The organism is Streptomyces sp. R-74717 (assembly GCF_047305335.1).
GTDB lineage: Bacteria > Actinomycetota > Actinomycetes > Streptomycetales > Streptomycetaceae > Streptomyces > Streptomyces atratus.
This window is the reverse complement of sequence record NZ_CP102361.1, coordinates 9311556-9337424: the sequence shown is the minus strand read 5'-3', so window position 1 is coordinate 9337424 and position 25869 is coordinate 9311556. Positions and strand designations below refer to the sequence as shown.

24 protein-coding genes and 3 pseudogenes are annotated in these 25869 nt (G+C 70.0%); 11 read left to right on the top strand and 16 right to left on the bottom strand.

Features of this window, described 5'->3' with window-relative positions; genetic code table 11:
- Positions 1 to 802 precede the first annotated feature (802 nt).
- Positions 803 to 1945, bottom strand: coding sequence for an alpha/beta hydrolase (locus tag NRF20_RS42205; protein ID WP_398629496.1), 1143 nt, complete (start codon positions 1943 to 1945; stop codon positions 803 to 805).
- A 292-nt stretch (positions 1946 to 2237) separates the two neighbouring features.
- Between NRF20_RS42205 and NRF20_RS42200 the strand changes: the two genes are divergently transcribed.
- Complete coding sequence (locus NRF20_RS42200; protein ID WP_413754268.1) at positions 2238 to 2810, top strand: GNAT family N-acetyltransferase; 573 nt, start codon at positions 2238 to 2240, stop codon at positions 2808 to 2810.
- Positions 2811 to 2955: 145 nt separating this feature from the next.
- Here the strand turns inward: NRF20_RS42200 and NRF20_RS42195 are convergent.
- The 3 genes and pseudogenes from NRF20_RS42195 to NRF20_RS42185 all read right to left on the bottom strand — a co-directional run.
- Positions 2956 to 3057, bottom strand: a pseudogene (locus NRF20_RS42195) (IS5/IS1182 family transposase); the annotation flags it as partial.
- A 4-nt stretch (positions 3058 to 3061) separates the two neighbouring features.
- Entirely contained in the window at positions 3062 to 3829 is a 768-nt protein-coding gene (locus NRF20_RS42190; protein WP_398629264.1) for a response regulator, read from the bottom strand.
- Entirely contained in the window at positions 3826 to 4419 is a 594-nt protein-coding gene (locus NRF20_RS42185) for a sensor histidine kinase (protein ID WP_398629265.1), read from the bottom strand. The genes NRF20_RS42190 and NRF20_RS42185 overlap by 4 nt, the downstream gene beginning before the upstream one ends.
- 53 nt (positions 4420 to 4472) lie before the next feature.
- On the opposite strand from NRF20_RS42185, the gene NRF20_RS42180 reads away from it, so the two are divergent.
- From NRF20_RS42180 to NRF20_RS42145, 8 genes are all read left to right on the top strand, one after another.
- Positions 4473 to 4694 carry an alpha/beta hydrolase gene (locus NRF20_RS42180; RefSeq protein WP_398629266.1) on the top strand — a complete coding sequence of 74 codons (222 nt, stop codon included), beginning with the start codon at positions 4473 to 4475 and terminating at the stop codon, positions 4692 to 4694.
- A gap of 494 nt (positions 4695 to 5188) precedes the next feature.
- Positions 5189 to 5908 (top strand): cupin domain-containing protein, encoded by a 720-nt coding sequence (locus NRF20_RS42175; RefSeq protein WP_398629267.1) that lies wholly within the window; start codon positions 5189 to 5191, stop codon positions 5906 to 5908.
- Complete coding sequence (locus tag NRF20_RS42170) at positions 5905 to 6969, top strand: hypothetical protein (RefSeq protein WP_398629268.1); 1065 nt, start codon at positions 5905 to 5907, stop codon at positions 6967 to 6969. Before NRF20_RS42175 ends, NRF20_RS42170 begins: the two co-directional genes overlap by 4 nt.
- Positions 6966 to 8153: a hypothetical protein gene (locus NRF20_RS42165; protein WP_398629269.1), complete on the top strand. Its 1188-nt coding sequence runs from the start codon at positions 6966 to 6968 to the stop codon at positions 8151 to 8153. The genes NRF20_RS42170 and NRF20_RS42165 overlap by 4 nt, the downstream gene beginning before the upstream one ends.
- Positions 8150 to 9061, top strand: coding sequence for a hypothetical protein (locus NRF20_RS42160; protein WP_413754267.1), 912 nt, complete (start codon positions 8150 to 8152; stop codon positions 9059 to 9061). The genes NRF20_RS42165 and NRF20_RS42160 overlap by 4 nt, the downstream gene beginning before the upstream one ends.
- A 99-nt stretch (positions 9062 to 9160) precedes the next feature.
- On the top strand, positions 9161 to 9703 hold the full coding sequence (locus NRF20_RS42155) for a hypothetical protein (RefSeq protein ID WP_398629271.1): 543 nt from the start codon (positions 9161 to 9163) through the stop codon (positions 9701 to 9703).
- 82 nt (positions 9704 to 9785) lie between these two features.
- Entirely contained in the window at positions 9786 to 11561 is a 1776-nt protein-coding gene (locus tag NRF20_RS42150; protein WP_398629272.1) for an asparagine synthetase B family protein, read from the top strand.
- A 37-nt stretch (positions 11562 to 11598) separates the two neighbouring features.
- Complete coding sequence (locus tag NRF20_RS42145; protein WP_398629273.1) at positions 11599 to 12960, top strand: aldehyde dehydrogenase family protein; 1362 nt, start codon at positions 11599 to 11601, stop codon at positions 12958 to 12960.
- Positions 12961 to 13036: 76 nt separating this feature from the next.
- On the opposite strand, the gene NRF20_RS42140 is transcribed toward NRF20_RS42145, so the two are convergent.
- Complete coding sequence (locus NRF20_RS42140) at positions 13037 to 13222, bottom strand: hypothetical protein (RefSeq protein ID WP_398629274.1); 186 nt, start codon at positions 13220 to 13222, stop codon at positions 13037 to 13039.
- Between the two features lie 15 nt (positions 13223 to 13237).
- Positions 13238 to 13372 (bottom strand): hypothetical protein, encoded by a 135-nt coding sequence (locus tag NRF20_RS42135; protein WP_398629275.1) that lies wholly within the window; start codon positions 13370 to 13372, stop codon positions 13238 to 13240.
- Positions 13373 to 14359: 987 nt separating this feature from the next.
- On the opposite strand from NRF20_RS42135, the gene NRF20_RS42130 reads away from it, so the two are divergent.
- Together NRF20_RS42130 and NRF20_RS42125 are read left to right on the top strand one after the other, a co-directional pair.
- The gene (locus tag NRF20_RS42130) at positions 14360 to 16837 is read left to right on the top strand and encodes an ATP-binding protein (RefSeq protein WP_398629276.1); all 2478 of its coding nucleotides are present in this window, start codon (positions 14360 to 14362) and stop codon (positions 16835 to 16837) included.
- Positions 16834 to 17103 carry a response regulator gene (locus NRF20_RS42125; protein ID WP_398629277.1) on the top strand — a complete coding sequence of 90 codons (270 nt, stop codon included), beginning with the start codon at positions 16834 to 16836 and terminating at the stop codon, positions 17101 to 17103. Before NRF20_RS42130 ends, NRF20_RS42125 begins: the two co-directional genes overlap by 4 nt.
- 17 nt (positions 17104 to 17120) lie before the next feature.
- Here the strand turns inward: NRF20_RS42125 and NRF20_RS42120 are convergent.
- From NRF20_RS42120 to kdpF (NRF20_RS42075), 10 genes and pseudogenes are all read right to left on the bottom strand, one after another.
- Positions 17121 to 17237, bottom strand: a pseudogene (locus tag NRF20_RS42120) (universal stress protein); the annotation flags it as partial.
- 339 nt (positions 17238 to 17576) lie between these two features.
- Positions 17577 to 17666, bottom strand: coding sequence for a K(+)-transporting ATPase subunit F (gene kdpF / locus NRF20_RS42115; RefSeq protein ID WP_189280790.1), 90 nt, complete (start codon positions 17664 to 17666; stop codon positions 17577 to 17579).
- Positions 17667 to 17761: 95 nt separating this feature from the next.
- Positions 17762 to 19092: pseudogene (lysA, locus tag NRF20_RS42110) on the bottom strand (diaminopimelate decarboxylase).
- A gap of 65 nt (positions 19093 to 19157) precedes the next feature.
- A complete protein-coding gene (locus NRF20_RS42105; RefSeq protein WP_413754266.1) occupies positions 19158 to 19586 on the bottom strand; it encodes an SAV_915 family protein in 429 nt (142 codons plus the stop codon).
- A gap of 574 nt (positions 19587 to 20160) precedes the next feature.
- On the bottom strand, positions 20161 to 20745 hold the full coding sequence (locus NRF20_RS42100) for a hypothetical protein (RefSeq protein ID WP_398629279.1): 585 nt from the start codon (positions 20743 to 20745) through the stop codon (positions 20161 to 20163).
- On the bottom strand, positions 20742 to 21116 hold the full coding sequence (locus NRF20_RS42095) for a DUF3592 domain-containing protein (protein WP_413754678.1): 375 nt from the start codon (positions 21114 to 21116) through the stop codon (positions 20742 to 20744). The genes NRF20_RS42100 and NRF20_RS42095 overlap by 4 nt, the downstream gene beginning before the upstream one ends.
- A 117-nt stretch (positions 21117 to 21233) precedes the next feature.
- Complete coding sequence (gene kdpC, locus NRF20_RS42090) at positions 21234 to 21863, bottom strand: potassium-transporting ATPase subunit KdpC (RefSeq protein ID WP_398629280.1); 630 nt, start codon at positions 21861 to 21863, stop codon at positions 21234 to 21236.
- Between the two features lie 34 nt (positions 21864 to 21897).
- Positions 21898 to 24027, bottom strand: coding sequence for a potassium-transporting ATPase subunit KdpB (kdpB, locus tag NRF20_RS42085; RefSeq protein ID WP_398629281.1), 2130 nt, complete (start codon positions 24025 to 24027; stop codon positions 21898 to 21900).
- Complete coding sequence (gene kdpA, locus NRF20_RS42080) at positions 24027 to 25691, bottom strand: potassium-transporting ATPase subunit KdpA (protein ID WP_398629282.1); 1665 nt, start codon at positions 25689 to 25691, stop codon at positions 24027 to 24029. Before kdpA ends, kdpB begins: the two co-directional genes overlap by 1 nt.
- A gap of 12 nt (positions 25692 to 25703) precedes the next feature.
- Positions 25704 to 25793, bottom strand: a complete 90-nt coding sequence (kdpF, locus tag NRF20_RS42075; RefSeq protein ID WP_093898595.1) for a K(+)-transporting ATPase subunit F — start codon at positions 25791 to 25793, stop codon at positions 25704 to 25706.
- Positions 25794 to 25869 lie beyond the last annotated feature (76 nt).

Here is a 25869-nt window from a genome sequence, read left to right as displayed (position 1 = left end):
CCTTGGGGGTGGCGAGAGATGGGCATTGGTGCATGACCTCGCGCCCCGACCCTCGTGCGGGCAGGGGGCGACATCATGGTGGCCGGGCCAGAGCTCTCACTGAGCGCGTCATGCCTACGGGGGCAGGCACCGCACCGAGCCACCACCCGGGATGCTAGCGAACAGTAAACTTTCCTACCAGTCCCCCAACTCCCTTTGCACTGCATCCTGCTCACCAACCGAGCGGACAGAACCGGCCCGGATGTCCGGGCTCCGGACCGGTTGGGTTCCCCGACCGAATCCCTGCCCTGCGCGGTGGCTCAGAGCCTGTCGGGTGACCTTTCGATCGGAGAGCGGACGCGGCATGGTGCGTGCGATTCCTAGGCACCCAGATGGCCTCGGATGGGGTCTCCCCTACTCGAACGAAGTTGAGAGCTTAGGGAAGGAGCTACTAGGGCATTTCGGCAACGCCGGAGGGGGTCCCCCTGGCCCTTAATGCCTTGGGGGAGTGCGTGCCAGGCCGTGGCCGCCCGATCAGAGGTCACCCGACAGGCTCTCGGGCGGCGAACACCCCTCGGCATCCCGCGGCCGTCGCGGATGAGATGAGGGGGTCGCGACGCCGGCCACCGCGGCGCCGCATCCGTGCGGCACGTCTCACCGCGCCTTGAGGGAGACGGGCACGCTGCACACTCCGCGCGCACGCCGATACGTTTGGGTGGCCAGGCAGGTGTGGCTCAGGTCGTACACGCGCTTTTCGGCGGGGCTCACCGCAGATGATCCGCGCGCCGTACCCGGGCGCCCCGGTCCGGCCGGCCCCCATCGATCAGATGCCCTTCGCGGAAGCGACCCGGCCCGTGCAGGGCGCCAGTTCGGCCGTCAGCCAGCGGAAGACACGCGGCACCTGACGTTTCCACAGCTCGATGGTGTGCGGCCCGCTCACCTCGGCCACCACCACCCGCGTCGGGGGCGCTGCCGCCCGCCGCAGCGCGAGGCCGTCACGGTAGCCGTCGTTGCGCCCTCCCGAGAGGTAGAGCGCGACGCTCGGCGGGGTGGCGGCGTGGCGCAGGATCCACAGCGGGTTGTTGACCCGCCGCAGCTCCGGATCCCGGCCAGTGAGGGAGACCCGCTCGGCGGCCGGGTCGTTGTAGCCGGAGAGGCCCACGGCGGCCCGGTACCGGTCCGGGTGGGAGAGCGCCATCTTCACGGCGCAGTGTGCACCGGCCGAGTACCCGGCCACCGCCCAGCCGCTCGCACGGCTCTGCGCGCGGAAGGTATCGGTCACCATCTGCCGGACGTCCACGCTCAGCCAGGACTCGGCGTCCACGACACCCGGCACATTGGCGCACCCGGTGTCCTGACCCGCCAGCAGATTGGTCCGCGGCTCCACGAGGATGAACGGGGCAATCTCCCCACTCCGCATCCCGGCTTCCAGCTGCGACTGCACCCGCAGGCTGCCGAACCACGCCTTCGCTGATCCGGGGAAGCCGCCGAGGAGCTCGACCACGGGGAACTTCCGGTGCCGGAAGGCCGGTTGGCCGTACTGCGGCGGCAGCCATACGTACACCTCGCCGCGCACCCCCGACACCCGACCGCGCAGCTGGGTGACGCGGACGCCCCGGCCCATCCGGGCGTCGTGCGTCAGGCTGAAGTCCTGTACGGCCTTCGGCTCAGTCGCCAGGTGCTTGTGATCCCCGAGTCCGTCACGCCCGAGATCGGGCGCGGCGACGATGTGGTGTCCGGTGCCGAGCAGGTCGGCCCAGCTGTCGTACAGGCCGTTGGTGTTGTTGACCATCACGAAGACGCTCAGCACTGCTGCCGCCTGCGCGAGGACGACCATCACCATGCGGACCGCGCCGCGCACCACGGCGGGGCCGCGTACCCGGCTCCACAGCAGCAGCGGAAGCAGCACGGTGACCACGGCCAGCGCGATCGTGGCCAGGAAGAAGGGTGTCCCCGTCAGGCTCATCACGCCTGGGAGGATGCCTTAAGCACCCCGCTGGTTTACCCGGCTTTCCACCTTTTTACGTCGGACGCGAGAGACCGTGGAACGCTGTGTTGACGCCAGGAACCGTCGGCCGATGTCCCAACCCGGTCCGCCCGGCGTGCGACGCGAGGAACCAGCGCGCGGGGTGACGCGAGAAGACCTCTGTCCAGGCCCGCTGCCGTTGCCCCCGCCCTCCGCCCCGACAAGGCCTCAAAACTCCAGGCCAAAGGATGTCTCAGAGGTCGGCGGAAGCCTGAACCTCGCGCGCTGCAGCGTGATCGAACAGGGGATGGCATCTTTCTGGGCCGGGGAACGAGTACGACTGCGCGGATTCGAGCCCGATGACTGGATTGCGTTCATGCACCTCGCCACGGACGAGGAGCAGTTGACAGACCTGCTACACCCCCCTCGTTCCGCCGAGGATTTCCGCGCCTGGGCGAAGGAGCAGGACGCTGCCAAGCCCGATGGAGACTACTTCCGGTTGGCGATCGAAGCCGCCGGCACAGGGGAGATCGTCGGTACTGTCGGTTCGCACCACGCCGACCCACGTGCGGGCTGCTTCGAATACGGCGTCACGATCGGCGCCGAGCATCGGCGCGAAGGCTACGCGGTAGAAGCCGTTGTGCTGTTGCTGCGCTTCATGTTCGCCGAGATGCGTTACCACAAGTGCGAGGCGCGGATCTTCGCACACAACGAGGCGCCGCTGGCACTTCAGCGCCGGCTTGGACTCGTCGAGGAGGGCCGCCGGCGGGATCGCGTGTTCCTTTCCGGCCGCCACCACGATCTCGTCATCATGGGCATGCTCGCAGACGAGTTCGCCCAACTGCACTCGCCGAGCGAACTGTGAAATTCTCCCCCGGTTCAGAGAAGCGACGAGACCGAAGCTGATCGCTCCGGTCCACAGGGGACGAGGCAGCCATGAAGCCCGTCGAGAGTGTCGTGGACATGGCCCTGTGCCGCTGAACCGCGTCTTCCAGGGATCGTCCGGCGAGTCAGGAGTGGAGCCAGGGACGCAGGGCAGCAACGGTCACGGTGCCGTGAAAGACGTACGCCCTCTTGTCAAAGCGCGTGGCCACGGCCCGGTAGATCTTCAACCGGTCAGCCGGCGAACCCCGGCACCACCAGACCGGACTCGTACGCGATCACCACCGCGTGGGTCCGGTTCTCCGCGCCGAGTTTGGTCAGCACGTTCCCGACATGTGTCTTAACCGTCTCCAGGCTCACCGTGAGCGACTCCGCAATCTCCGGGTTGGACAGGCCAGTGGCCATCAACCGCAGCACCTCCTCCTCCCGCCCCGTCAGCGCCGCCTTCGGCAACGCCTCGGCGGAGCCCAGCGGGCGGGCGGCGACCATCCGGCGCAGTGCCGCCGGGAAGAGGATCGCCTCCCCCGCCGCCACCACCCGCACCGCCTCCGCGATCTGCCGGACCGGAAGCCGCTTGAGCACGAACCCACTGGCCCCCGCGCTGAGCGCGGCGGTGACGTAACCGTCGTTCTCGAAGGTGGTGATCACCACGACCTTCGGCGGTTCGGCCGACTCGGCCAGCAGCTGCCGGGTGGCCTCGATCCCGTTGCGACGCGGCATCCGCACATCCATCAGGACCACGTCCGGTCGCAGCCGCCGCGCCTGCTCGACCGCCTCGACGCCGTCGGCGGCCTCCCCGACCACCGCGATCCCCGGCTGTGCCGCGAGCAATGTGTGCAGACCGCTGCGGGTCACTTCGTCGTCGTCCGCGATCAGGAGTGTGACGGGGGCGCTGGTAGGGCTCGTGGTGGCGGGGCCGGTGCCGGCGGCGACGCCGGTCGTGACGGCTGCGCTCGCGTCAGGGCTGGTCGTGACGGCTGCGCTCGCGTCAGAGACGATCATGCCGACAACCGTACCGGCAGCCGGACCGCCAACCGCCAGTGCCGCGGCCCGTCCGGGCCGGCCTCGATCACGCCGTGCAGCAGTCGCACGCGCTCGGCCAGCCCGGGCAGGCCGTGCCCGGATGTCGGGAAGGCGCCCGGGCCCGTGCTGTTCTCCGCCCCGGCCCGGTTGACCACGCTGAGCTCCAGTCCGTCCTGTGCGGCCGCCACGCGGACCTCGATCGGACCGCCCGCCCCGTGCCGCAACGCGTTCGTCAAACCCTCCTGCAGGATCCGGTACGCCGCCCGGGAGAGCGTCCCCTGCACCTGCGCCAAGTCGCCCGACAGTTCGGGCTCCACCACCGCGCCCGCGTGCCGCAACCGGTCGAGCAGCTCAGGCAGGTCGGCCAGGGTGCGGGTCGGCGCTGTCTCCGCCTCCTGCTCGCGCAGCACGCCCAGTACGTAATCCAGGTCCTCCAGCGCAGCCCGGGCCGACTCCTCGATGCTGCGCAGAGCGGCCCGCGCCGCCACCGGATCGGCGGAGAGCACCTCGCCCGCCACCGCGGCCTGGATCGTGGTCGCCGTCAGCGTGTGCCCGATCGAGTCGTGCAACTCGTGGGCCAGTCGAGTGGGACCCCCAGACGCCCCTGGCCGCCGGCCAGGCCATGCACCGGGCCCTGCGCGGCTCCCGGATGGTCGCCGTCGCCCAGGGAGAGGGGCACGGCGTCTACCCCTTCAAGTCCTGCGCGGACAAGAGCGCCACGGTCTACCTGACCACGGGCAGGCTCCCGGCCAAGGACCTGACGTGCCAAGCACCGGCCGGGCAAAGGGAGAAATCCCGCAAACTCCGTGTCCCGACACCCCCGGGAACGCACACCGGCTTCTGACCCTCTGCTGTCCACGGTGTTGAGGTGGGGCCTCCCGCCGACGGAAGGCCCCACCTATTGACCTCGACGTGTCAGAGCGATGCTGATGGGTGAAGGCGTAGACCGAGCTCTGCTGAGTGACCACCACCAGGCGCCTCTCCGGCCTCCCCGAGACCCCGACGGAGTCCCGATCCCACTCCTTCATCGGCCCCACCGGCATGTGCGCCCTCGCGGAGACAACCGGTCCGGCCGGCACCCACGTCCTGACCTGTCATCGTCGTGACGCACCGTCGCGCACACCGGCCCCGCACCCGCCCGGAAGTGACAGCACGGCACCCAAACGCCCGTGGTCCACACCCCGCGTGCACTGCCGTCCGCCCGTCGCGCGTTCACCCACCGTTCCCGCGCACGTTGTCCAAGAGTCGCCCCAGAGGCTCCCCTTGTTGTGAATCAAGGCCATACGATGCGATTGCGAAGCGCGCGCCGCGCACAGGAAAAAAACAGGGGGAGGCGCGATGTCCGGGAGACCGCATGACGGCATGTCCGACGCCATGCCGGGCGGAGCGTGGGACACGCTCCCCGAGGGTGTGGAGCTCTACCACCTGAGGCCGGACGGAGGCATCGAGCTGGCCGACCGCGACGGCGCCCGCGAGCTGGGACCAGAGCGGGAGTTCCTCCGCTTCATCGATGACGGGCAGTTCGCCCACTACCTGGTGGGCGACGCGGCAACCTCCCCCGAACGTCCCTCGAACGCCACGGTCAAACTCGGTGTGGTGGGGCCGCGCAGCGCCTTCACCCCGCATGCCCATGGCGGTGAACACTTCGTCCTCAGCCTGGGCCACGCGGCGTGCGGCCTCCACGACGTGGACCGCGACCGGGTCACCGAAGTCCCGCTGACTCCTGGGATGTTGATACGGATTCCGGAGATGATGCCCCACTCCTTCGCGAACAGGGGCACCGGTCCGCTGACGATCCTCGCAGCCAACACCGGTTACGGGATCGACCACGAGGACTACGCGATAACCGCCGGGGAGGCGGAGCGCCGCGCCACGGGCGACACCCCGCCGACCGGCCAGGTGGCCGTGGCCACCGCCACCGATTACCGCGCACTCGCCGCCGCCCTGCGCGACATCGAGCGCCTTCAGCGGGACCGGGGCATCGCCACCACCACCGTCCGCGAGCGACTGGCCAAACGACTGCGCCGTGTGGCGACCGCACTGGAGGTCCGCCGGTGATCTGTCCGCACTGCGAGAAGAACTTGCTCCGCAAGGAGCGTCCCGACAACACCTGCTCCCACTGCAGGCGCACGTACGCGCTCGACCCCAAGACCAACTCCCTCGGCCTCAGCGACCTGCGGGTGCGCAGGATCCTCGCCAAGGTGACGGAGGAGGGAAGGATCGCAGTGGCGCCGGACCAGTTGTGGTACGCGCTCTCTCGCAAGCGCCTCAAGGAGAGCCAGTTCGCGCCGGGGTGTGCGAGTGCCTCGCTCGGCGCGGGCCTGTTCGTCGGCGTCCTCGCCATCTTCACCGAGATCGCGTACCTCGGCCTCATCTCGGGCGCCCTGCTGCTCGCCTCCGCGGGCTTCGCCTTCGCACGAGCCGCCGGTGTGAACCGGGGATTCCCGGTCATGAGCCGTGCGGCGTTCCGTTCGGAGGCGCTCACACCCTGGCGGAACGTGTACGGCGGACTGCCGCCCGGAGTGGTCGACGACACCCCTCCCGTTCCCTCTCGGGCCAGATCTCGTGCGCCCTCCGACGCTCAGCCCGGTGCCGTACTCCTGTGCCCCGACCGCTCCATCACGGCGTTCCTGATCGCCGACGGCCTGCCCGCCCGTTACGGGATCGCACCGGCCAAGGATCTCGACGCGGTCCGCGCCCTGCCCACGCAGGGCCCGGTGATCGTGCTGCACGACGCCGACGCGCACGGGGAGCTCCTCGTCCGGCGCGTCCGCGAGAGTCTGGGGCAACGCACGGTGATCGACGCCGGACTGCCGCTGCGCACCGTCCGCGGTCTCGCCCAGGCCGTGCCCTACCGCGACCGGGGCGGTCGGCCCGACCGGGAGACCATGGCGCGGCTCACCGCGCTCGGCGAGTTCACCGAGGAGGAGTTGAAGTGGCTGGGAAGGGGCTGGCGGTTCCCGCTCGTCGGCATGCCCCCCGCCCGGCTTCTCGCCGCCGTCACCCGGATCGCCGAACAGGTCACCCGCAACGTCGATCCGGAACGGCGCCGTGCCGCATCCGTGGGCTTCATGACCTGGCCCGGCCCGATGGCCCAGGACCAGGCAGGTGAGCGGTGATCTGCCCCGGCTGCGCCGCCTCGCTCACGGGCAAGGAGCGCACCGGCCGGGTGTGCGCGCACTGCGGGAAGCGCTTCGCACTCGACCCCGCGGTCCACGGCATGGGCATGCACGACATCCGTATCCGGGGCATCGCGGAGCGCGCCACCGACCACGGCCGCCTGAAGATCACCCTCACCCAGCTCTGGTACCTGTCCCGCACCCGCAACTACGCCTGGGCCGAGCAGGATCCGCAGGGTGTGCCGACCGGGATCCGCTGGCTCGTGGCTCTGCCGGCGGCCGTCGCCCTCCTCCTGTGCGCGGTCCTGACCGACGGTGTCCTCGCGTTCGTCGCCGGAGCTGCCGGGTGCGTCGTCCTCGTCGTCGCATCGGCCATGCGCCGTCGCCCCGGTCGACCGCCCCGTTCGCAGATCATCCCCTCCGAGGAGACCTTCCGTCAGCTGATGACGGGCGCCTGGTCGGCGGCATACGGCCGGCTGCCGAAAGGCGTCGTCGACGACGCGCGCCCCGTGCCCCGCCCGCGCGACGCGAGCCGTTCCCGTGCGTCTGCTCCGTTGTCCCGGCCCACGGCCGTGATCCTGTGCACCGACCGGGTGGCGGCTCTCTTCCTCACGGCCAATGACATTCCCGGCCGTCTGGGGGCCGTCCTCCTGGAGGCCGCCGGCACGGAGGGAACCGCGGGGCACTCCGACGTCGTGGCAGGGGCCCTCGATGAACTCGCGGAGTACCGCAGCGCGCTCCCGGTGGTCGTCCTGCACGACGCCGACCCGCTGGGCGTCCTGCTGGCACCGCTCATCCGCGCCGCGCAGCCCGACCGGGTCGTGGTGGACGCGGGCCTCCCCGTCTCCGCGGCCAGGGGCAAGCAGGGCGTCGTACGGCTCGCCCGGCACAATCGGTTAGCCGACGCGGAACAGCTCCGCACGGTCGCGGGTCTGCCCGAGGCCGACGCCAAGTGGCTCGCCGACGGCTTCTGGAGCCCGATCGCCGCCGTGCCGCCGCGCCTCCTCGAATCGATCGTCGTACGGGCGGTGGAGCGGGCACTGGCCGCCCCGCCACCCCGGCCCCGGCACGCCCACACCAACGGCTTCCTCACCTGGCCGCAGGCACCGCAGACCCCACGAGTGCGGGACACCGGCCGACCCGGCGCCGGCACGTCCAAGAAGGAAGGCACCGGCTCCGCATGACCACGCGACGCCCCCAGGCTCCCGGAAGCGGGACCTCCATCGCCCCGGCTCCCCGAACCGGCCGCGGGCCCGGCGCCCGCCTCCTCGATCTCGCGATCACCGGGGCCGCCGCCCGCGCCGCGGGCCCCGGCGGCATCAGGTTCACGGAACGGCAGCTCTACTACGAGACCTGCCGCGTCCTGAGCCCGGCCGCGACCCTGCTCACCCGCATCCCGCGGACCCCGGGCCCTCCCCTGCGTCTGCCCACATTCACGCGCGCCCTGGAGGCGCGGGGCAGGGAGACCGTGGAGGGCCTGCTCCCGCCGGTGCCGTCGGCGTCGCCACGGCCCGCGGCCACGCCCGATTCCTCCGAACCCGACGTCTACGCCTACGGGCTGCCCCGCCTTCTCGTCTGCCAGGACCGCTCGATCGCCCGCATGCTGCTCTCCAACCATGTGCATCTGGAGGCGGCCTGCCAAGTCCTCGCGGCGGTCGATGCTCTGCCGCTCGCCCCTCGTCTCGTCGCGGCGCTGGAGCGGGCGGAGGGCGCGACGGTCCATGTGCTGCACGACGCGAGCCCGGAGGGCATCGAGCTCCCGGCGCGGATCAGGGCCGCTCTCGGCCGCGTCCCCGGCATACGGGTGGCGTCGATCGGACTCGTACCCCGTCACGCGGCGGCTCTGCGACTTCCCACCGGCCGCGGCCCGGCACCGGCTCCGCCTCACGGACCCTGGCCTCCGGCGCTGCGGCCCCAGGAGGCCGCGTGGCTGGCGCGGGGACGGTTCGCGCAGGTCGCGGCAGTGTCACCGCCCCGCCTGGTGCGTACGGTGCTGCGCCTCACGCGGGGACCCCGACCGCCCCGGAACTCCATGTGGACCGAACTGCGCGGGCTGCGTACGACGGGTTTCCTGACCTGGCCCGCCTCATGACCCACCGCGTCACCCGCCCGCGAACCGCGGGGTGACCCGTACGAGCGGGCCCTGGCTCCCGCGGCCACGACCGCCCCACAGACCCGAGGAACACACACGATGATCCGACCTCAAGAGATCGGCTACTCCGACGAACTGCTCGCCGACGGCAGTGTCCACCGACGCTACGAGGACGGCCGGGAGGAGTGGCGCCACCGCGAGGGATCCCACCGCAACCTCGTGCGCTGGCACGACGACCGGAACGCCTCCGGCACCGACGAGCTCCTCGGCAACCGCATCATCAAGCGCACCCTCGCCGACGGCACGGTGACGTATGCCCGCGACATCGGATACGGCCGCACTCTGTGGGGCCGTGGCGAGACGGTGATGGTCAACCGGACATCGTTCGGCGGCAGGATGGGCGTCATGCTCGCGGGCCTGGGCGTGGCGGGCCTCGCCATCACCGCCGCCCAGCTGCCGCCGCTGAGCATGAGCCCGGAGGAGGAAGAGGAGCTCCGCCAGCAGCAGGCACAGAGCCAGTCGTCGTCCTCGGGCGACTCGGGCGCAGGCGGGAGCGGCGATTTTGGTGACGGCGGGACGGACGACTGGGACGCGGGCTGGGACAACGGTGATGACGCCTGGAGCGACGACGACTTCGGCTGAGCCGGCCGCGTCGACACCACCGGAAGCCGTAGTGGCGGCGGTTGCAGTACGGACCAGAGAACACAAAGGAAAGGAGCCGTCCATGGCACGCTTCTGCGTCTGCCTGGCCCCGACCACCCGGCAGGCCCGGTCCCATGTCGAGGCGATGGGTGCGGCCGGGACCGGCCGGGCAGTCGTGGACGTCGCCGGGGCTGATCTGGGACTGATCGCGGGCGAACCCGGCCGGGCCGAAGGCCCGTTCACGGCATACGGCCTGACAGCGGTGGGCGAGGTCACCCTCCACAACCGCCCGGCCCTCCTGTCCGCGTTGCACGCCGAGGGGACGCCCGTACCTGCCCGGTGCTCCGACGGTGAACTGCTGTTGCGCTGCTGGGCGCGGCTCGGCGACGCGGGGGTGGCGCTCGCCGAGGGCATGTTCGTGCTGGCCGTGCTGGACGGTACGGACCTGATCCTGATCCGCGACCAGGTGGGTGCCCGGACTCTCTTCTACGCCCGCGCCGAAGGAGCCTGGGCGGCCTCGACCTCGCTGAGGGCGCTGCGGCGCTGGCCCACGCTCGGCACGTCGATGAATCTGTCCGCGGTCCGTTCGTTCCTCACCTTCGCCTATCTGCCGGGCGAGGAGACGCTCCTGACCGGCGTGCGGGAGGTCCTGCCCGGGCGGGTGCTGCGGCTGGCGCAGGACGGCACGGTCACCGAAGCGGTGCACTGGGAGCCCCGCGAGCACATCGCGCACCGGGTGCCGCAGGATCCGACGGAGCATGTCCTGGCCCTGCGGGCGCTCCTGGAGCGGGCGACGGCCGACAGGCTCCCGGAGGCGGAGCCGGCTGCGGTCCTTCTTTCCGGCGGAATCGACAGCTCCCTCGTCACCGCGCTGGCGGCGAAACTCCACAGCCATCCGGTACACACGTACTCGATCAGCTTCGGCGACGAACTCCCCAACGAGCTGGGCTACTCGGGCCTGGTGGCCGCCCACTGCCATACCCGCCACCGGGTCCTGAACGTGTCGGGAAAGACGGTCGCCTCACGGCTCGCGGAGGCGGCTGCGCTCCTGGACAGTCCGGTGGGCGATCCGTTGACGGTCCCGAACCTGTTGCTCGCGGAGGCCGTGGCGGCGGACGGCTCCTCGGTGGTACTCAACGGCGAGGGAGGCGACCCCGTGTTCGGCGGCCCGAAGAACCTCCCGATGCTGGTGCAGGAGATGCACCGTGAACCGGGGGCGCCCTGGGACGAGGACCGGGCGACGGCGTATCTGCGCTCGTACCGCAAGTGCTGGACAGACCTCCCGACGCTACTGACCGCGCAGACGCTCGACGCGCTGCGGGACGCCCCGCGCCCCCAGCGGTTCGTGGAGCCGTATCTGACTCCGGGCGCCGACAGCCCGCACCGCATGGGCCATCTCCTCAACCAGCTCCTGCACTGCAATCTGCGGACCAAGGGCGCGCACCACATCCTGACAAAGGTGGAGCGCCTGACGGCGTCGCAAGGCATCGAGGGCCGGGCGCCGCTCTTCGACCGGCGGGTCGTCGATCACGCGTTCGCGACGCCGCCGACGTACAAACTCCGTGGCTCGGCCGAAAAGTGGATCCTCAAGGAGGCCGTGCGCGACCTCCTCCCCGACACGGTCGTCGACCGCCCGAAGAGCGGGATGCGGGTGCCGGTGCAGCAGTGGCTGACGGGTCCTCTGCGCGATCTCGGGAACGATCTGCTGCTGAGCCGGCAGTCGGCCGGCCGAGGCCTGTTCCGCCCGGACACGGTCCGCACCTGGATGAAGGGCGAGGGCACGCTCCTGCCCCGTCAGGGCGGCAAGCTGTGGCTGGTGCTGACGCTGGAACTGTGGCTGCGATCGTACGCGTTGTGAGGAACGAGCAGCAGGAAGCGACGAGCGGGAAGCAACGATGAACACTGAACTCACCGACCCTCGCACGGGCCGTTCCCGCGGCACGGCGCCCGTCTCCCGCGAGCCCGAGGTGGCTGTGGCCGTGGCGGCGGCCCGTACGGCACTGGGCACGTGGAGCGCCCTGACCCCCAGGGACCGGGCGCGACGCCTGGACCGGCTGGCGACGCTGATCGAGGTCGGCGCGGCGGAGTACGCGGCTCGTGAGCGGGCCGGGACGGGCAAGCCGGATGCGGAGACGGCCGGCGAGATCGAGCAGGTGGCGGATCTGTTCCGCTTCTACGCGACGGCAGCACGGACCCGGACGGCCCCGGCGGCGGGCCGGCTGGTGTCCGGGCACGAGAGCTGGGTCCGCTGGGAGCCGATGGGCGTGGTCGGGGTGATCGTCCCCTGGAACTACCCGCTGATGATGGCGGCCTGGCGCTGCGCCCCGGCACTCGCCGCGGGCAACACGGTGGTGGTGAAGCCGGCGGAGACCACTCCGGACACTCTGGAACTGCTGGCGGAACACGCCGCGCGGACCCTGGGCGAGGGCGTGCTCCAGTCGCTTCCGGGAGACCGGCGGACGGGTCGGCTGCTGGTCGAGTCCCCGGTCGACATGGTCGCGTTCACAGGCAGCGGCCGGGCGGGCGTGGATGTGGCGGCGCGGGCGGGGACGCGCCGGATCAGCCTGGAGCTGGGCGGCAACGCCCCGGCCGTCGTTCTCCCGGACGCCCCGGCGGACACGTATGCGTCGCTCGCGGAAGCAGCCACGTACAACGCGGGCCAGAGCTGCGCGGCGCCGGCCCGGGTCATCACGCTCACGGAGAACTACGAGTCGACGGTGGCCCACCTGACCGAGGCGATGGGTGCCCGGCTGGCAGGCCGCGACTTCGGCCCGCTGAACAACCCGGACCAGGTGGCGCGTTACGACTCCCTGATCGCCTCCTCGTCGGCGAAGCGACAAGTGGCGGCGGACATCGCCGCCCCGCCCGGCGAGGAGAACGGCCACTGGCGCGCGGCACTTCTCCTTGCGGATCTCCCGCACGACGACCCGACGGTCACCGAGGAAGTCTTCGGCCCGCTCCTCACGGTCCAGCACGCGGACACCGTGGAGGCGGCTCTGGCCCTGGCGAACAGTGTCCCGCAGGCCCTGGCGGCCAGTGTCTGGACAACCGGTCTCGGCACGGGCCTCGATCTTGCGGCCCGCCTCGACGCGGGCGAGGCCTGGCTCAACTGCCATCTGGTGCAGACGGCGGAGCTCCCGCACGGCGGGCGTGGCTCGTCCGGCCACGGCACGGACCTGAGCGCGCTGGCACTCCAGGAGTACCAACGGCCCAAGACAGTGACGGTACGGCTGGCGCCCGGCATACGCGAGAGCTGAGGTGGAGGGCCACCGGACGACGGCGGGCGCGGGGCGTCGTATGTGATGCGGTCGTGGGCGGACATCTTGCGGTGTTTCAACGAACGGGTCCTTCAGTGATCGGTGGTGGAGTGGGATTGGCGGCGGTGCCTTCGGTGCTGAGCAGCGCGAGTGTCGAGGCGGGGCCGAGGCCCAGGGTCGTGCGGCGCTCGTCGGCGCGGTCGCCGGTGAGCGCGGCGCGGATCCCGGCCAGGGATGCGGCGCCGCAGGGACCGGAGGACACGCAGGGGCAGCGAGGTCACCGGCCGCACGAGAGCTGTCCTCGTCCGTGACGGCGATCGCGGGTGCGGTGCACCGCCCAGAACGCGCCCAACGCCTTGAACGCGGACAGGACCAGACGGGATGACTCGTCCTTGACGAAGACGCGAGCCACGCCCAACTCCACTGCGAAAGCGGGGAGTTCTTTCAGTGGAGTGGGAGCGTATCCGGGCAGGGATGTGTGGAAATATCGCACCTCGGAGGGTGGAGGGGCACAGGTCCAGGCCCGGGCGGCGGGGCGCGCGAACCACGGCAGCGTACGAAGGAGCGAAGGGTTCTCAGGCACACAACCAGCCTGTGACCTCACCCTCCCCTCGGTCCAGCGAATGTTTCCGACGCATATTCGTCAGAGAAGCCGACCAATGTATGGGCCGTCGACGCGGAAGACCGGTTCACCGATGTGCGATCTCCCCCGCGGACAGCGGGCTCGCAGCGTCTTCACCGCGGTGAGGCGCGGCCGCGGCGCGCACCCCGGAATCGAGGCCTGCCGACATGCCCTCCGGCAGGTGGTCACTGCGCGGACTGGCCGTGAAGCACACGTCGCGACCGGCTCCGTAGATTGCAGTTGACGCCCGGCATGGAGCGAACAGGCGCACGCGGCGCTGACGTCTGCCTGACTCGGTGACTACGTATACCCGCTGCCCGGATCCTGGTTTCCAGGTTCTGACCGAACGCGAGTGACGCCTGAAGTCGCTGCCGATGAGGGCCGGTTCAAATGACGTCGGGCCCAGGTAGGCCGCCGCGGGACGATGACGTAACCTCGGAGCCCGCTCAGCGGCTCTCTGCCGGAAGGGAGAAAGCTGCCGGGCACGTCGGGCAAACAGCCCTCGGGGGTCCCAGCGCCGCTGATACCCCGGTGAACAAGACGCGCAACTTACCGGCGTCCCGGGACTGCGGCGTCTGACGCCATTGCGTCAGGAGTTCTTCGAGCCGGTCGGCGCCCGTCGCCCCTGCAGCGGACCGGATCAGAATCGCGTCAAGGTCGCCGGGCCAGGCCCCCTACCCGCCGCTCACGGCCGATGCTGATCAGCGGCACCCGTCGCCCGGCCACGCAGGAAAGACCCGTGACCGGGTGCGAGTGCGGCGTGAGGAGGCGCGTGCCGTGACGGAATCGGACAGAAGACGGGGAAGGCTCAAGGTCTTCCTCGGGGCGGCCCCCGGCGTCGGCAAGACCTACCGGATGCTCGACGAGGGACACCGCAGAGCACAGCGGGGAACCGATGTCGTGGCGGCCTTCGTGGAATGCCATCAGAGACCGCTCACCGAGGAGCGGCTCGACGGCCTGGAGGTCCTCCCCCGTGTCGCACGCTCCCACCGGGGCGGAGAATTCAGCGAGATGGACCTCGACGCGGTCCTGCGCCGACGTCCTCAGGTGGCGCTCGTCGACGAACTCGCTCACACCAATGTGCCCGGCAGCCGGCACGCCAAGCGCTGGCAGGACATCGAGGAACTCCTCACCGCCGGCATCGATGTCGTCACCGCCGTCAGCATCCAGCACCTGGAGTCCCTCAACGACGTCGTCGAGAGGATCACCGATGTACCGCAGCGGGAGACCGTCCCCGACGAGGTGGTGCGCCGCGCCGGTCAGATCGAACTCGTCGACATGCCGGCCGAGGCGCTGCGCCGCCGGATGGCGCACGGGAACATCTACGCACCGGAGAAGATCGACGCCGCCCTGTCCAATTACTTCCGTCCCGGAAACCTCACCGCATTACGGGAGTTGGCCCTGCTGTGGGTGGCGGGACACGTCGACGAAGCGCTGCAGAAGTACCGCTTTGAACATGGCATAGAGCGCGTCTGGGAAACGCGCGAGCGGGTCGTGGTGGCGCTCACGGGTGGGGCCGAGGGCGAGACACTCATCCGCCGCGCGGCCCGGATCGCCGACCGTAGCGCAGGCGGTGACCTGCTGGCCGTGCACATCGTGCGCAGCGACGGTCTGACCGGCGGTGCCTCATCGGCTTCACTGGCCCGCCAACGGGCACTCGTCGAGAGCCTCGGTGGCAGCTATCACTCCGTCGTGGGCGACGACGTGGCCACTGCACTCACTGAGTTCGCACAGGCCGAGAACGCCACGCAGCTGGTACTGGGTACCAGCAGGCGGCGGCGCCTGGAGCGGCTCCTCACCGGCCGCGGCATCGGCGAAACGATCGTCGAACTGTCGCAGGACATCGACGTGCACATGGTCACCCACGAGCGTGCCGGCGGAGGTCGGCTCCTGCCCTCGCGGCGGCGCACCCTGCCGACCGCGCGGCTGATCGCGGGGCCGGTGTCGGGCCTGGTTCTTCCGGTGGCTCTGACGTTCCTGCTGGACAGCACCCGAGACAGCCTCAACCTGACGAGTGAGGCGCTGCTGTTCCTCGTGGTGGTGGTCGGGGTGGCCTGTGTCGGCGGAGTGGTGTCCGCGCTCGTCGCATCGGTGACGGCGTCCCTGCTGCTCAATTACTGGTTCATACCGCCGATCGGTGAGTTCACCATCTCCGAGCCCAACAACATCCTGGCGCTCCTGGTGTTCGCGATCGTCGCAGCCACCGTGGCCGCGATCGTCGACCGATCGCTGCGGCTGTCGCGCCGCGCCGCCCGGGCCACGGCCGAGGCGGAGACACTGTCCTCGCTGGCCGGGTCCATCGTCCGCGGGGACCAAGCGATCCCGGCGCTGCTCGAACGTACAAGAGAGACGTTCTCCATGACCTCCGCCGAGCTGCTCCCTCAGCCGGCGACGGACGACGACGCCATCCACGTACCCGTCGGTCCCGACGCCCATCTGGTACTGCGGGGCCGCAGCCTGCCCGCATCCGAGCTGCGTGTTCTGACGGCCTTCACCGCGCATGTCGCCGCGGCCCTCGAACGCGCACGCCTCGCCGAGGCCGCCGCCGAGATAGAACCCGTGAAGGCTGCCGACCGGATGCGTACAGCGCTGCTCGCCGCCGTCAGCCATGATCTGCGCACCCCGCTGGCGGCCGGCTGGGCCGCCATCAGCTCCCTGCGCAGCACCGAGGTCGACTTCAGCGACGAGGACCGGGCTGAGCTGCTGGCGACGGCCGAGGAGTCCATGGCCCGGCTGAACCGGCTGGTGGACAACCTTCTCGACATGAGCCGGCTCCAGGCGGGGGCCCTCACCCTGAATCTGAGGGCCACCACCCTCGACGAAGTGCTCCCGGCAGCTCTGGACTCGCTGCCCGGCGACCCGACGGACGTGAAGGTCCGGATCTCCGAGGACGTGCCCGCTGTTCTGGCAGATCCGCCCTTGTTGGAACGCATCATCGCCAATCTCGTCGGGAACGCGGTCCGTTACACCCCGCCGGACCGCTCGGTCGTGATCACCGCGAGCGCACTGGCCGAACGGGTCGAGTTCCGCGTCATCGACCGCGGACCCGGTCTGCCGGTCACCGACCGTGAGCAGGCCTTCGTGCCCTTCCAGAGACTGGGCGACACCGACAACACGACCGGGGTCGGGCTCGGCCTCGCGCTCGCCCGGGGCCTGGCCGAGGCGATGGGCGGCGCCCTTGCGCCGGAAGACACTCCCGGCGGGGGCCTGACCATGACTCTGTCGCTTCCCGCCGCCGTACGGAAGCTCTCGTGAAGCGCGTGCTCGTGGTCGACAACGAACCCAGGATGCTCAGTGTCCTGAGCACTGCGCTCCGGGCCCGCGGCTACTCGGTTTCCACCGCACCGGATGCCGGAACCGCCCTGCGCCTCGCCGCAGGGCGCCCGGTCGACGCGGTACTCCTCGACCTGGCCCTGCCCGACCTCGACGGCCTCGACGTCATCCGCTCCCTGCGGGCCTGGAGCTCGGTGCCCGAAGGCGGAACAGCCAACACTGGGCAGGCCGCGTGTGCGAGAGAGTAGCGCGCCACGGACGGGCGCAGCGCGCGGTGCAGCCATCGGCGCGATCCTGTGCCGACAGCCAGGAGGTCGTCGGCCCGGCCGGCGGTCTCCACCAGCGCCCGTCCCGGTGAACCACGCACGACCAGAGATTGCAACGGGACATCAGGACCGGCGCTGCCGAAAGCGGCGTCGAGCGCGATGAGCAGCTGCTCTCCCGTCGATCTGCGGCGCTCGGCCAGCTGCGGAGGGCAGGGCAAGCGGGGGGCGTTGCTCGCCGATCGCGCGTCGGCATCGAAGAAACAGCGCAGGTGAGGGTTGGCGGTCCCTTACGACCCGGGCAGCACGTCCTCTCGGCGCATCCCGTACGCCGGTCCGACTCGCCTGCCGGGTGTCAGCCGCCCTTCCACTCCGTGTTCTGTCGGTGAAGTGACGACAGGGCAATGCAGGCGGTCGGACCGGCCCGCCGGCCGACCGACCGACGCGAGAAGTCGTCGTCAGAATCGGTCCGGGAACTTGATGGCCAGCACCAGGTACCCCAGGAGGCTCACAGCGACAATCAGACCGATGATGTTCTCAGTGGTCACGGCTGCTCCCAAGGGACGGACGGCTGATGCAGGACATATCAGCTCCTTCACGGTCGGCGGTCGTCGGGAGCGATACGGACATGGGTGCGCGCGGTTCAGAGACCGACGTCGCGGCCGTTGATGTCGGCGAGGGATTCACGGCGGACCAGTAGCCGCGCACGGCCGTCTTGGACGGCGACCACCGGTGGGCGGCCGACCGCGTTGTAACTGGACGCCATGGAGAGGTGGTAGGCGCCCGCGACCGGAATGGCGACCAGGTCGCCCGGGCGGATGTCACCCGGCATGGCCACATCGGCGGCGAGCACATCGCCCGCCTCGCAATGCCGGCCGACGACGGTCGCCGTGCAGGGCTCGGCCGTCGAGCGACGGCCGATGAGCCGGGGGGCGTAGCGGACGCCGTACAACGCGGGCCGCGGGTTGTCGCTCATTCCGCCGTCCACGGCGACGAAGATCCGGTCTCCGGTGCTCTTGACGGCCAGCACCCGGTAGAGCGCCACGCCTGCGGGCCCGACCAGCGCACGGCCGGGCTCGACGGTGAGCCGGGGCACGGGGATGCCGGCCGTAGCGCAGCTCGTAGCCAGTTCGCGGCGGATGCGGGCACCGAGGGACGGTATGTCGAGCGCGGTCTCCCCCGGCCGGTAGGCGACCGCGTGCCCGCCGCCCAGGTCCAACTCCGGCAGGACGATTCCGTGCTGGTGGCGGATCTGGGCAAGCAGCCCGACCACCCGTCGCAGCGCAGTCAGGTAGGGCTTGACCGTGGTGATCTGCGAGCCGATGTGGCAGTGCAGTCCGACCAGTTCCAGTCGCGGCTGGTCGAGTATCCGGGCGATGGCGTGCTGGGCGCTCCCGTCGGTGATCGACAGCCCGAACTTCTGGTCGTCGGTGCCTGTGCGGATCGCGGCGTGGCTGCCCGCGCTCACGCCCGGAACCACGCGCACCAGCACCTTCTGGCGGCCGTCGGCCGGGATGAGCGCGGACAGCCGGGCGATCTCCCACGCGCTGTCGATGACGATCCGTCCGACGCCCAGGCGCAGTGCGGCGCTCAGGTCGTCCGGACTCTTGGCGTTGCCGTGCAGCACGATGCGCTCGGGCGGGAAGCCGGTGGTGACGGCGAGTTCCAGCTCGCCCGCGGAACAGACGTCCAGGCCGAGGCCCTCCTCCTGCACCCAGTGCAGGAGGGCGCGGCACAGGAACGCCTTCGCCGCGTAGACGACATCGGTGTCCGGGAAGGCCCGCAGATAGGTGCGGCAGCGTTCCCGCACCTCGCCCTCGTCGAGGAGATAGACCGGGTACCGAACCGCTCGGCCGCCTCGACGAGGGAGACGCCTCCCACCTCGACATCGCCGCGGGAGGCGAGCCGCGCCGAAGCGGGCCAGACGGACAGACTTGCGGCGTTGCTCGGCGGCACGGAGACTACGTGCGGCATGGTCGGTGCCGGCGCCGGAGCCGACAGGCCGGGCAGTGTTGTGGTCATGGTGTTCCCTCAGCCGATCAAGAGGTTGATGCAGGAGACAACAACTCTGTGCCGGTCGCACGGACAACATCGACCGCTCGCAGATCCCAGGCCGGCCGGTACGCGCGCTGCGGCGCAGGGACCGGACGGCGGGTGAACTTCACAGCGGGTGAGGCACTGGGCCCGGGGGCAGCGAGTAGCGGGTCGACGACGAGGCCGGCAACCCCCAAGGGCGCGACGAGGGCACGTACCGCCGGCGCGGAGAGCCGGATCCAGGTCTGCCGCTGTCCCAGAGTGAGGGTCAGTCGCCGCTCGTTGGTGAAGGCGACTGCGGTGCGGACGCCAAGGGGCGTACGGAAGAGGCGGGCACAGTAGCCTACGGGCCCCGGCCGGACCGGAATGAACAACGCTCCGGTCCGGTTCGATTGAAGGGGGTCGGGGTCCTCGGCACGCTGGTTGTCGTTCATGACACTCCTCATGGAGACGGGTACATCACCCCGGACTACTGGCAAGCCGGGGCGTACCAGTGACGCTATGCCCGCTGCTGCCGGGCCGGACGTCTCCGTTAGCGGCCCCTTGATCCCGCAGACCCGACCCTTGACGCGCGATTGACGACGGACACTCGTACGGCCCCGTTCGACGCTGTGCCGGACATCGCGGTCGGTCTGGCGGCGCAGGCCCGGCATTCGGTGGCGCACCTGCTGTTTCGTCCCCTGCCGGCGCCCTCGGCACTACCGGGGAGCGTGGGCGACAGGCACCATGGCGTCGGTGCTCCCGGAGCAAGGGCCGACAGGTCGTCATCCGCTGCGGCCAGGATGCTCCCCGATGCGTATGTCCACGTCGGGCTGTTTGAGGCAGCTCCAGAAGGCGTGGTCAGGTTCAGGGGACGGCCGCATGGGGCGCGGGTGGCCCGCGGTGCAGGCCGGCCAGGTCACGGCGTGGCCCGTCACGTCTCACCGCTCCTCCAGGACGAGATCCTGCACCTGGTCGGCGAGCCATCGGGGGGCCTCATTGCGGCCTGTCTGCGGGCCGGATGTACGTCTACCCCTCCCGGGCCGGGCCGTCGCAGCCCGGGCCCGGGAACTGAAGGTGATCGCCCTCACCGACGACGACCACCTGGCACAGATCCACCACACCGCCCGGCTGGCCGAGACCGCCACCAGCCCGCACATCGTGATCGACCATGTGTGTCGGCAGCTCGTGGGACTGCTCAGGTTGAGTGGCTGCCGCTTCGAGTACGGCACCCTCGTCGGACGGCCGCCCCGTCTGGAGGAGGAGGGCACCATTGCCTGGGACCACCGGCGCTGGAACGCCGACCGCGAAGGTCTGCCCCGCGAGGAGTTGGAACTGCGGGTCTTCCACAACGGACGCTTCCACGGCCGGTTCATGCTCCGGCCCGCGCCCGGGGCGGCACCCCCACTCGCCGCGCGTCTGGTCGCGGTGACCCTGGCCAACCTGGTCGGGGCGGAACTCGGCACGGCCGGCCACGCCCACGCTCGACGGCACGGAGCCGCGGGCCGAGCCGATGTCCCTGCTGCGGGTCAGCCCGCACTGCTGACGCCCAGCCACAACTCGTTGGACGCCGACCGCAAGAGGCGACGACCAGAAGCGCTCCAGATCTGTCATCGGCCCGCAATCGCGACAACGAGCAGCGTCACCGAGAGCAGCACGACGAGGGCGCCCCCGGCGATGAATGCGCGTTCAGGACCCAAGCGTTCCCGCCCGTGGACGACGACGTTTCGCGGGTCGGCCGGATCGTAGGAGACAAGTACGTTGTCACCGTCCTTGAACGGGCGCCGCCGGGTGGGGGGAACGGGACAGACGACTTCCATCACCCTGTCGTTGTCCGTCACGAACTGGAGGAGCGGGTGCAGTGGGGCCGACTCCTCACGGACCTCTCCCGAGTGTCGCTTGACCAGCGCCTGGACACGCACGCCGGTCTCTCTCACCCGCCGTGCCTGACGCAAGCCATAGGCCCCCACAAGGACGGCGAGCATGCCGCCGAACGCGGCGATCCCCGTAAGTACGGCCACGGCCCCCACGTCCACGTCACACCCCCACGCCGGTGTATGTCTCGCCTCGGCCGCCCTCGCATCGGCACCCCCACATTCTGGTCACATCAGCCTGGCCAGATCGTGGTTGAGTTCGACGACATTGACGCGTTCCTGACCCAGAAAGCCGAGAACACGTCCCTGGACATGGTGGGCGACCAGCCTCTTGACCTCGGCGGGGGCGAGGTGGCGGGCCTTCGCGACGCGGTCGACCTGTTCGTAGGCGTACGCCGGGGAGATCGCCGGGTCGAGCCCGGAGCCGCTGGCGGTGACGGCGTCCGCGGGGACGGACGCGGGCGGGACCCCGTCGAAGGCGGCGACGGCGGCACGGCGGTCCCTGACGGTCTTGATCAGGTCGGTGTTGTTCGGGCCCAGATTGGAGGCGCCGGAGATCACGGGGTCGTAGCCGCCGGCGGACGGGCGAGGCTGGAACCACTTGGGGTCGGGGCGCAGCGGCTCCTTCGCGTCCTGGGGATTCTTCTTCGGCAGGGCGAAGTTCTGGCCGATCAGACTGGAGGCCACCGGCGTGCCGTTCGTCGTCAGCAGGGAGCCGTTGGCCTGGTAGGAGAGACCGGCCTGGGCGATGCCGGTGACGAGCAGTGGATAGGCGATGCCGGTGATCACGGTGAACGCCAGCAGCATCCGCAAGGCGGTCAGATGGTGCTGGAGTACGGGGGGAAGGTGGGTGCGCACCGTGGGATCGCCTTCTTCTCTCTCGGGCCGTCTGTCAGCGCAGGCCGGGGATGAACTGAATGAAGAGGTCGAGCAGCTTGATGCCCACAAAGGGCAGTACCAGCCCGCCGAGCCCGTACATCCAGATGTTGCGGCTGAGCAGTGTCGCGGCGGAGGACGGCCGGTAGCGCACGCCGCGCAGCGCGAGCGGGATCAGCGCGATGATGATCAGCGCGTTGAAGACGATCGCGGAGGCGATCGCCGAGGTCGGGCTGTGCAGGCGCATGATGTTGAGCTTGTCCAGGCCCGGGTAGACCATCGCGAACATCGCCGGGATGATCGCGAAGTACTTCGCGACGTCGTTGGCGATCGAGAAGGTCGTCAGCGCGCCGCGGGTCATCAGCAGCTGCTTGCCGATCTCGACGATCTCGATGAGCTTGGTCGGGTTGGAGTCCAGGTCCACCATGTTCCCGGCCTCCTTGGCGGCCGAGGTACCGGTGTTCATCGCCACGCCGACGTCCGCCTGGGCCAGCGCGGGCGCGTCGTTCGTGCCGTCGCCGGTCATCGCGACCAGCTTGCCGCCCTGTTGTTCGCGGCAGATCAGGGTCATCTTGTCCTCGGGGGTGGCCTCGGCCAGGAAGTCGTCCACCCCTGCTTCCTGGGCGATGGCGCGCGCGGTAAGCGGGTTGTCGCCGGTGATCATGACGGTTTTGATGCCCATGCGGCGCAGTTCGTCGAAGCGTTCGCGCATGCCTTCCTTGACGACGTCCTTGAGGTGGATGACGCCGAGGACGCGGGCGCCGGGCGCGTCGCCGTGCCGGGTCACCTCGCCGACGACCAGCGGGGTGCCGCCGCTCGCGGAGATGCCGTCGACGATGGCGCCGACCTCTGCCGTGGGGTGGCCGCCGTTGTCACGGACCCAACGCATCACTGCCGTCGCCGCTCCCTTGCGCAAAGACAGGTTCTCCGGAGGATCGTTGAGGTCGACACCGCTCATCCGGCTCTGAGCGGTGAAGGGTACGAACTGTGCCTGGGCCAGTTCTCCTTCACTGCGTCCGCGCAGCGCGTACTGCTGCTTGGCGAGGACGACGATCGAGCGACCCTCGGGCGTCTCGTCGGCGATCGACGACAGCTGGGAGGCGTCCGCGAGCTCCTCGACACTCACCCCGTCCACCGGCAGGAACTCGGCGGCCTGGCGGTTGCCGAGGGTGATGGTGCCGGTCTTGTCGAGCAGGAGGGTATTGACGTCGCCCGCGGCCTCCACCGCGCGCCCGGACATCGCCAGCACGTTGCGCTGCACGAGCCGGTCCATGCCCGCGATGCCGATCGCCGACAGCAGCGCGCCGATCGTCGTGGGGATCAGGGCCACCACGAGGGCGACGAGGATGACGATGGGCTGCTCGGCCCCCGCGAAGATGGCGAAGGGCTGCAGAGTCGCCACCGCGACCAGAAAGATGATCGTGAGGGATGCCAGCAGGATGTTGAGCGCGATCTCGTTCGGCGTCTTCTGCCGCGCGGCCCCCTCCACGAGGGCGATCATCCGGTCGATAAAGGTCTCCCCCGGCTTCGAGGTGATTTTCACGACGATCCGGTCCGAGAGCACCTTGGTGCCTCCGGTGACCGCCGACCGGTCGCCGCCCGACTCACGGATCACCGGCGCGGACTCGCCCGTGATGGCCGATTCGTCGACGCTCGCGATGCCCTCGACCACATCGCCGTCGCCGGGGATGGTCTGCCCGGCCTCGACGACGACGTGATCGCCCAGACGGAGGCCGACGCCCGGAACCTCCTCCTCTGCGACGTCGGTCGCGCCGGGCCGCCAGCCGCTGAGACGGCGGGCCATTGTCGTCGTCTTGGAGCGGCGCAGAGTCTCCGCCTGGGCCTTGCCGCGCCCCTCGGCCACGGCTTCGGCAAGATTGGCGAAGACCGACGTCAGCCAGAGCCATGCCGTGATCACCCAGGCGAAGACACTGGGCGCCCTGATGGCCGACAGCGTGGTCAGCACCGCCCCGACCTCCACCACGAACATGACGGGGTTGTGGACCATCGAGCGCGGATCCAGCTTGCGCAGGGCGTCGGGGAAGGACGTCAGAAGCTGCTTGGGATCGAGCAGTCCGCCCGAGACCCGGTGCTGCTGACGCCCGGCGCGCGGCGGGGTGGGAGCGGGATTGGTGGTCGTGGACATCAGCGCAGACCCTCCGCGAGGGGGCCGAGTGCGAGCGCGGGAAAGTACGTCAGACCGACAACGATGAGGATCACTCCGGTCAACAGCCCGACGAACTGCGGCCGGTGAGTGGGCAGGGTGCCCGCGGTGACCGGAACGGGCTGCTGCCCGGCGAGCGAGCCGGCGAGCGCGAGGACGAACACCATCGGCAGGAACCGGCCGACCAGCATGACCACACCGAGTGTGGTGTTGTACCAGACGGTATTCACGCTCAACCCCGCGAACGCCGAGCCGTTGTTGTTCGCAGCCGACGCGAAGGCGTACAGGACCTCGGAGAATCCGTGCGGCCCGGGATTGAGCATGGCGGCCCTCTCCCCCGGGAGTGCCATCGCCAGCCCCGCACCGACCAGCGCGAGTGCGGGCGTGGTCAGGATGTAGAGCGAGGCGAACTTCATCTCCCGGCCCCGGAGCTTCTTGCCCAGGTACTCGGGCGTACGGCCGACCATCAGTCCAGCGACGAAGACCGCGACGATCGCCAGGATCAGGATCCCGTAGAGCCCGGAGCCGGTGCCGCCGGGCGCGATCTCCCCCAGCATCATGTTGAAGATCGTCATTCCGCCGCCGCCCGGCGTGTACGAGTCGTGGAAGGAGTTGACCGCTCCGCACGACGTAAGGGTGGTGGACACGGCGAACAGAGCCGAGGCCCAGATCCCGAACCGCGTCTCCTTGCCCTCCATCATTCCGCCGGCCGCGTGACCGGCCGTGCTGCTGACGCTGTGCAGTTCGTTGGCGGTCACGACGGCGACCGATGCGCCCCAGATCAATGCCATCACGGCAACAATCGCGTAGCCCTGTCGGTTGTCGCCGACCATCGTCCCGAAGGTCCGCGGCAGCGAGAACGCGATGACCAGCAGAAGGTAGATCTCGATCAGGTTGGTGAAGGCGTTGGGGTTCTCGAAGGGGTGCGCGGAATTCGCGTTGTAGAAACCACCGCCGTTGGTGCCAAGCTCCTTGATGGCCTCCTGGGAGGCGACGGGGCCCCCGGTCACCCCCTGGTGCCCGCCTGCGATGGTGGTGATGTCGTGGATTCCATGGAAATTCTGAACGGAACCGGCGGCCACCAGAACGATCGCGAAGACGAACGCAAGGGGCAACAGAACGCGAAGCACAATCCGTGTCAGGTCCACCCAGAAATTCCCGACGCGATCGGTCTTCTTCCTGCTGAAGCCCCGGATCAGCGCGGCCACGACGGCAATACCCACGGCCGCGGAGACGAAGTTCTGCACCGCGAGGCCCGCCATCTGGACCAGATGGCCCATGGTCGACTCGCCGGAATACGACTGCCAGTTGGTATTGGTGACGAAGGATGCCGCGGTGTTGAACGACTGGTCCGTGGTGACCGGCTTCATTCCCAGGGACAGCAGGAGATGGTTCTGCAGGCGCAGAAATGCGTACAGGAACAGTACCGACACTGCGGAGAAGGCCAGGATGCTGCGCAGGTAGACCGACCACTTCTGGTCGGCGTCGCCGTTCACTCCGCCTGCCCGGTAGATCAGGCGTTCGGCCCGCCAATGGCGATCGGTGGTCAGGACGCGGGCCATGTAGCCGCCCAGCGGGCGAAACGAGAGACCTAGCGCGACCACCAGGGCGAGTACCTGGAGCCATCCCGCGAGGGTGTCGTTCATCCGGGCTTACTCCTAGAACTTCTCGGGGAAGATCAGGCAGATGACCAGGTAGATCACGAGGCACGCGGCAACGATCAAGCCGACGATGTTTTCCACGCTCACAGGCGTCCGACCCCCTTGGCGGCCAGGCCGATGAGGACGAACACCACTACCGTGAGGCCGATGGACGCGACGTCCG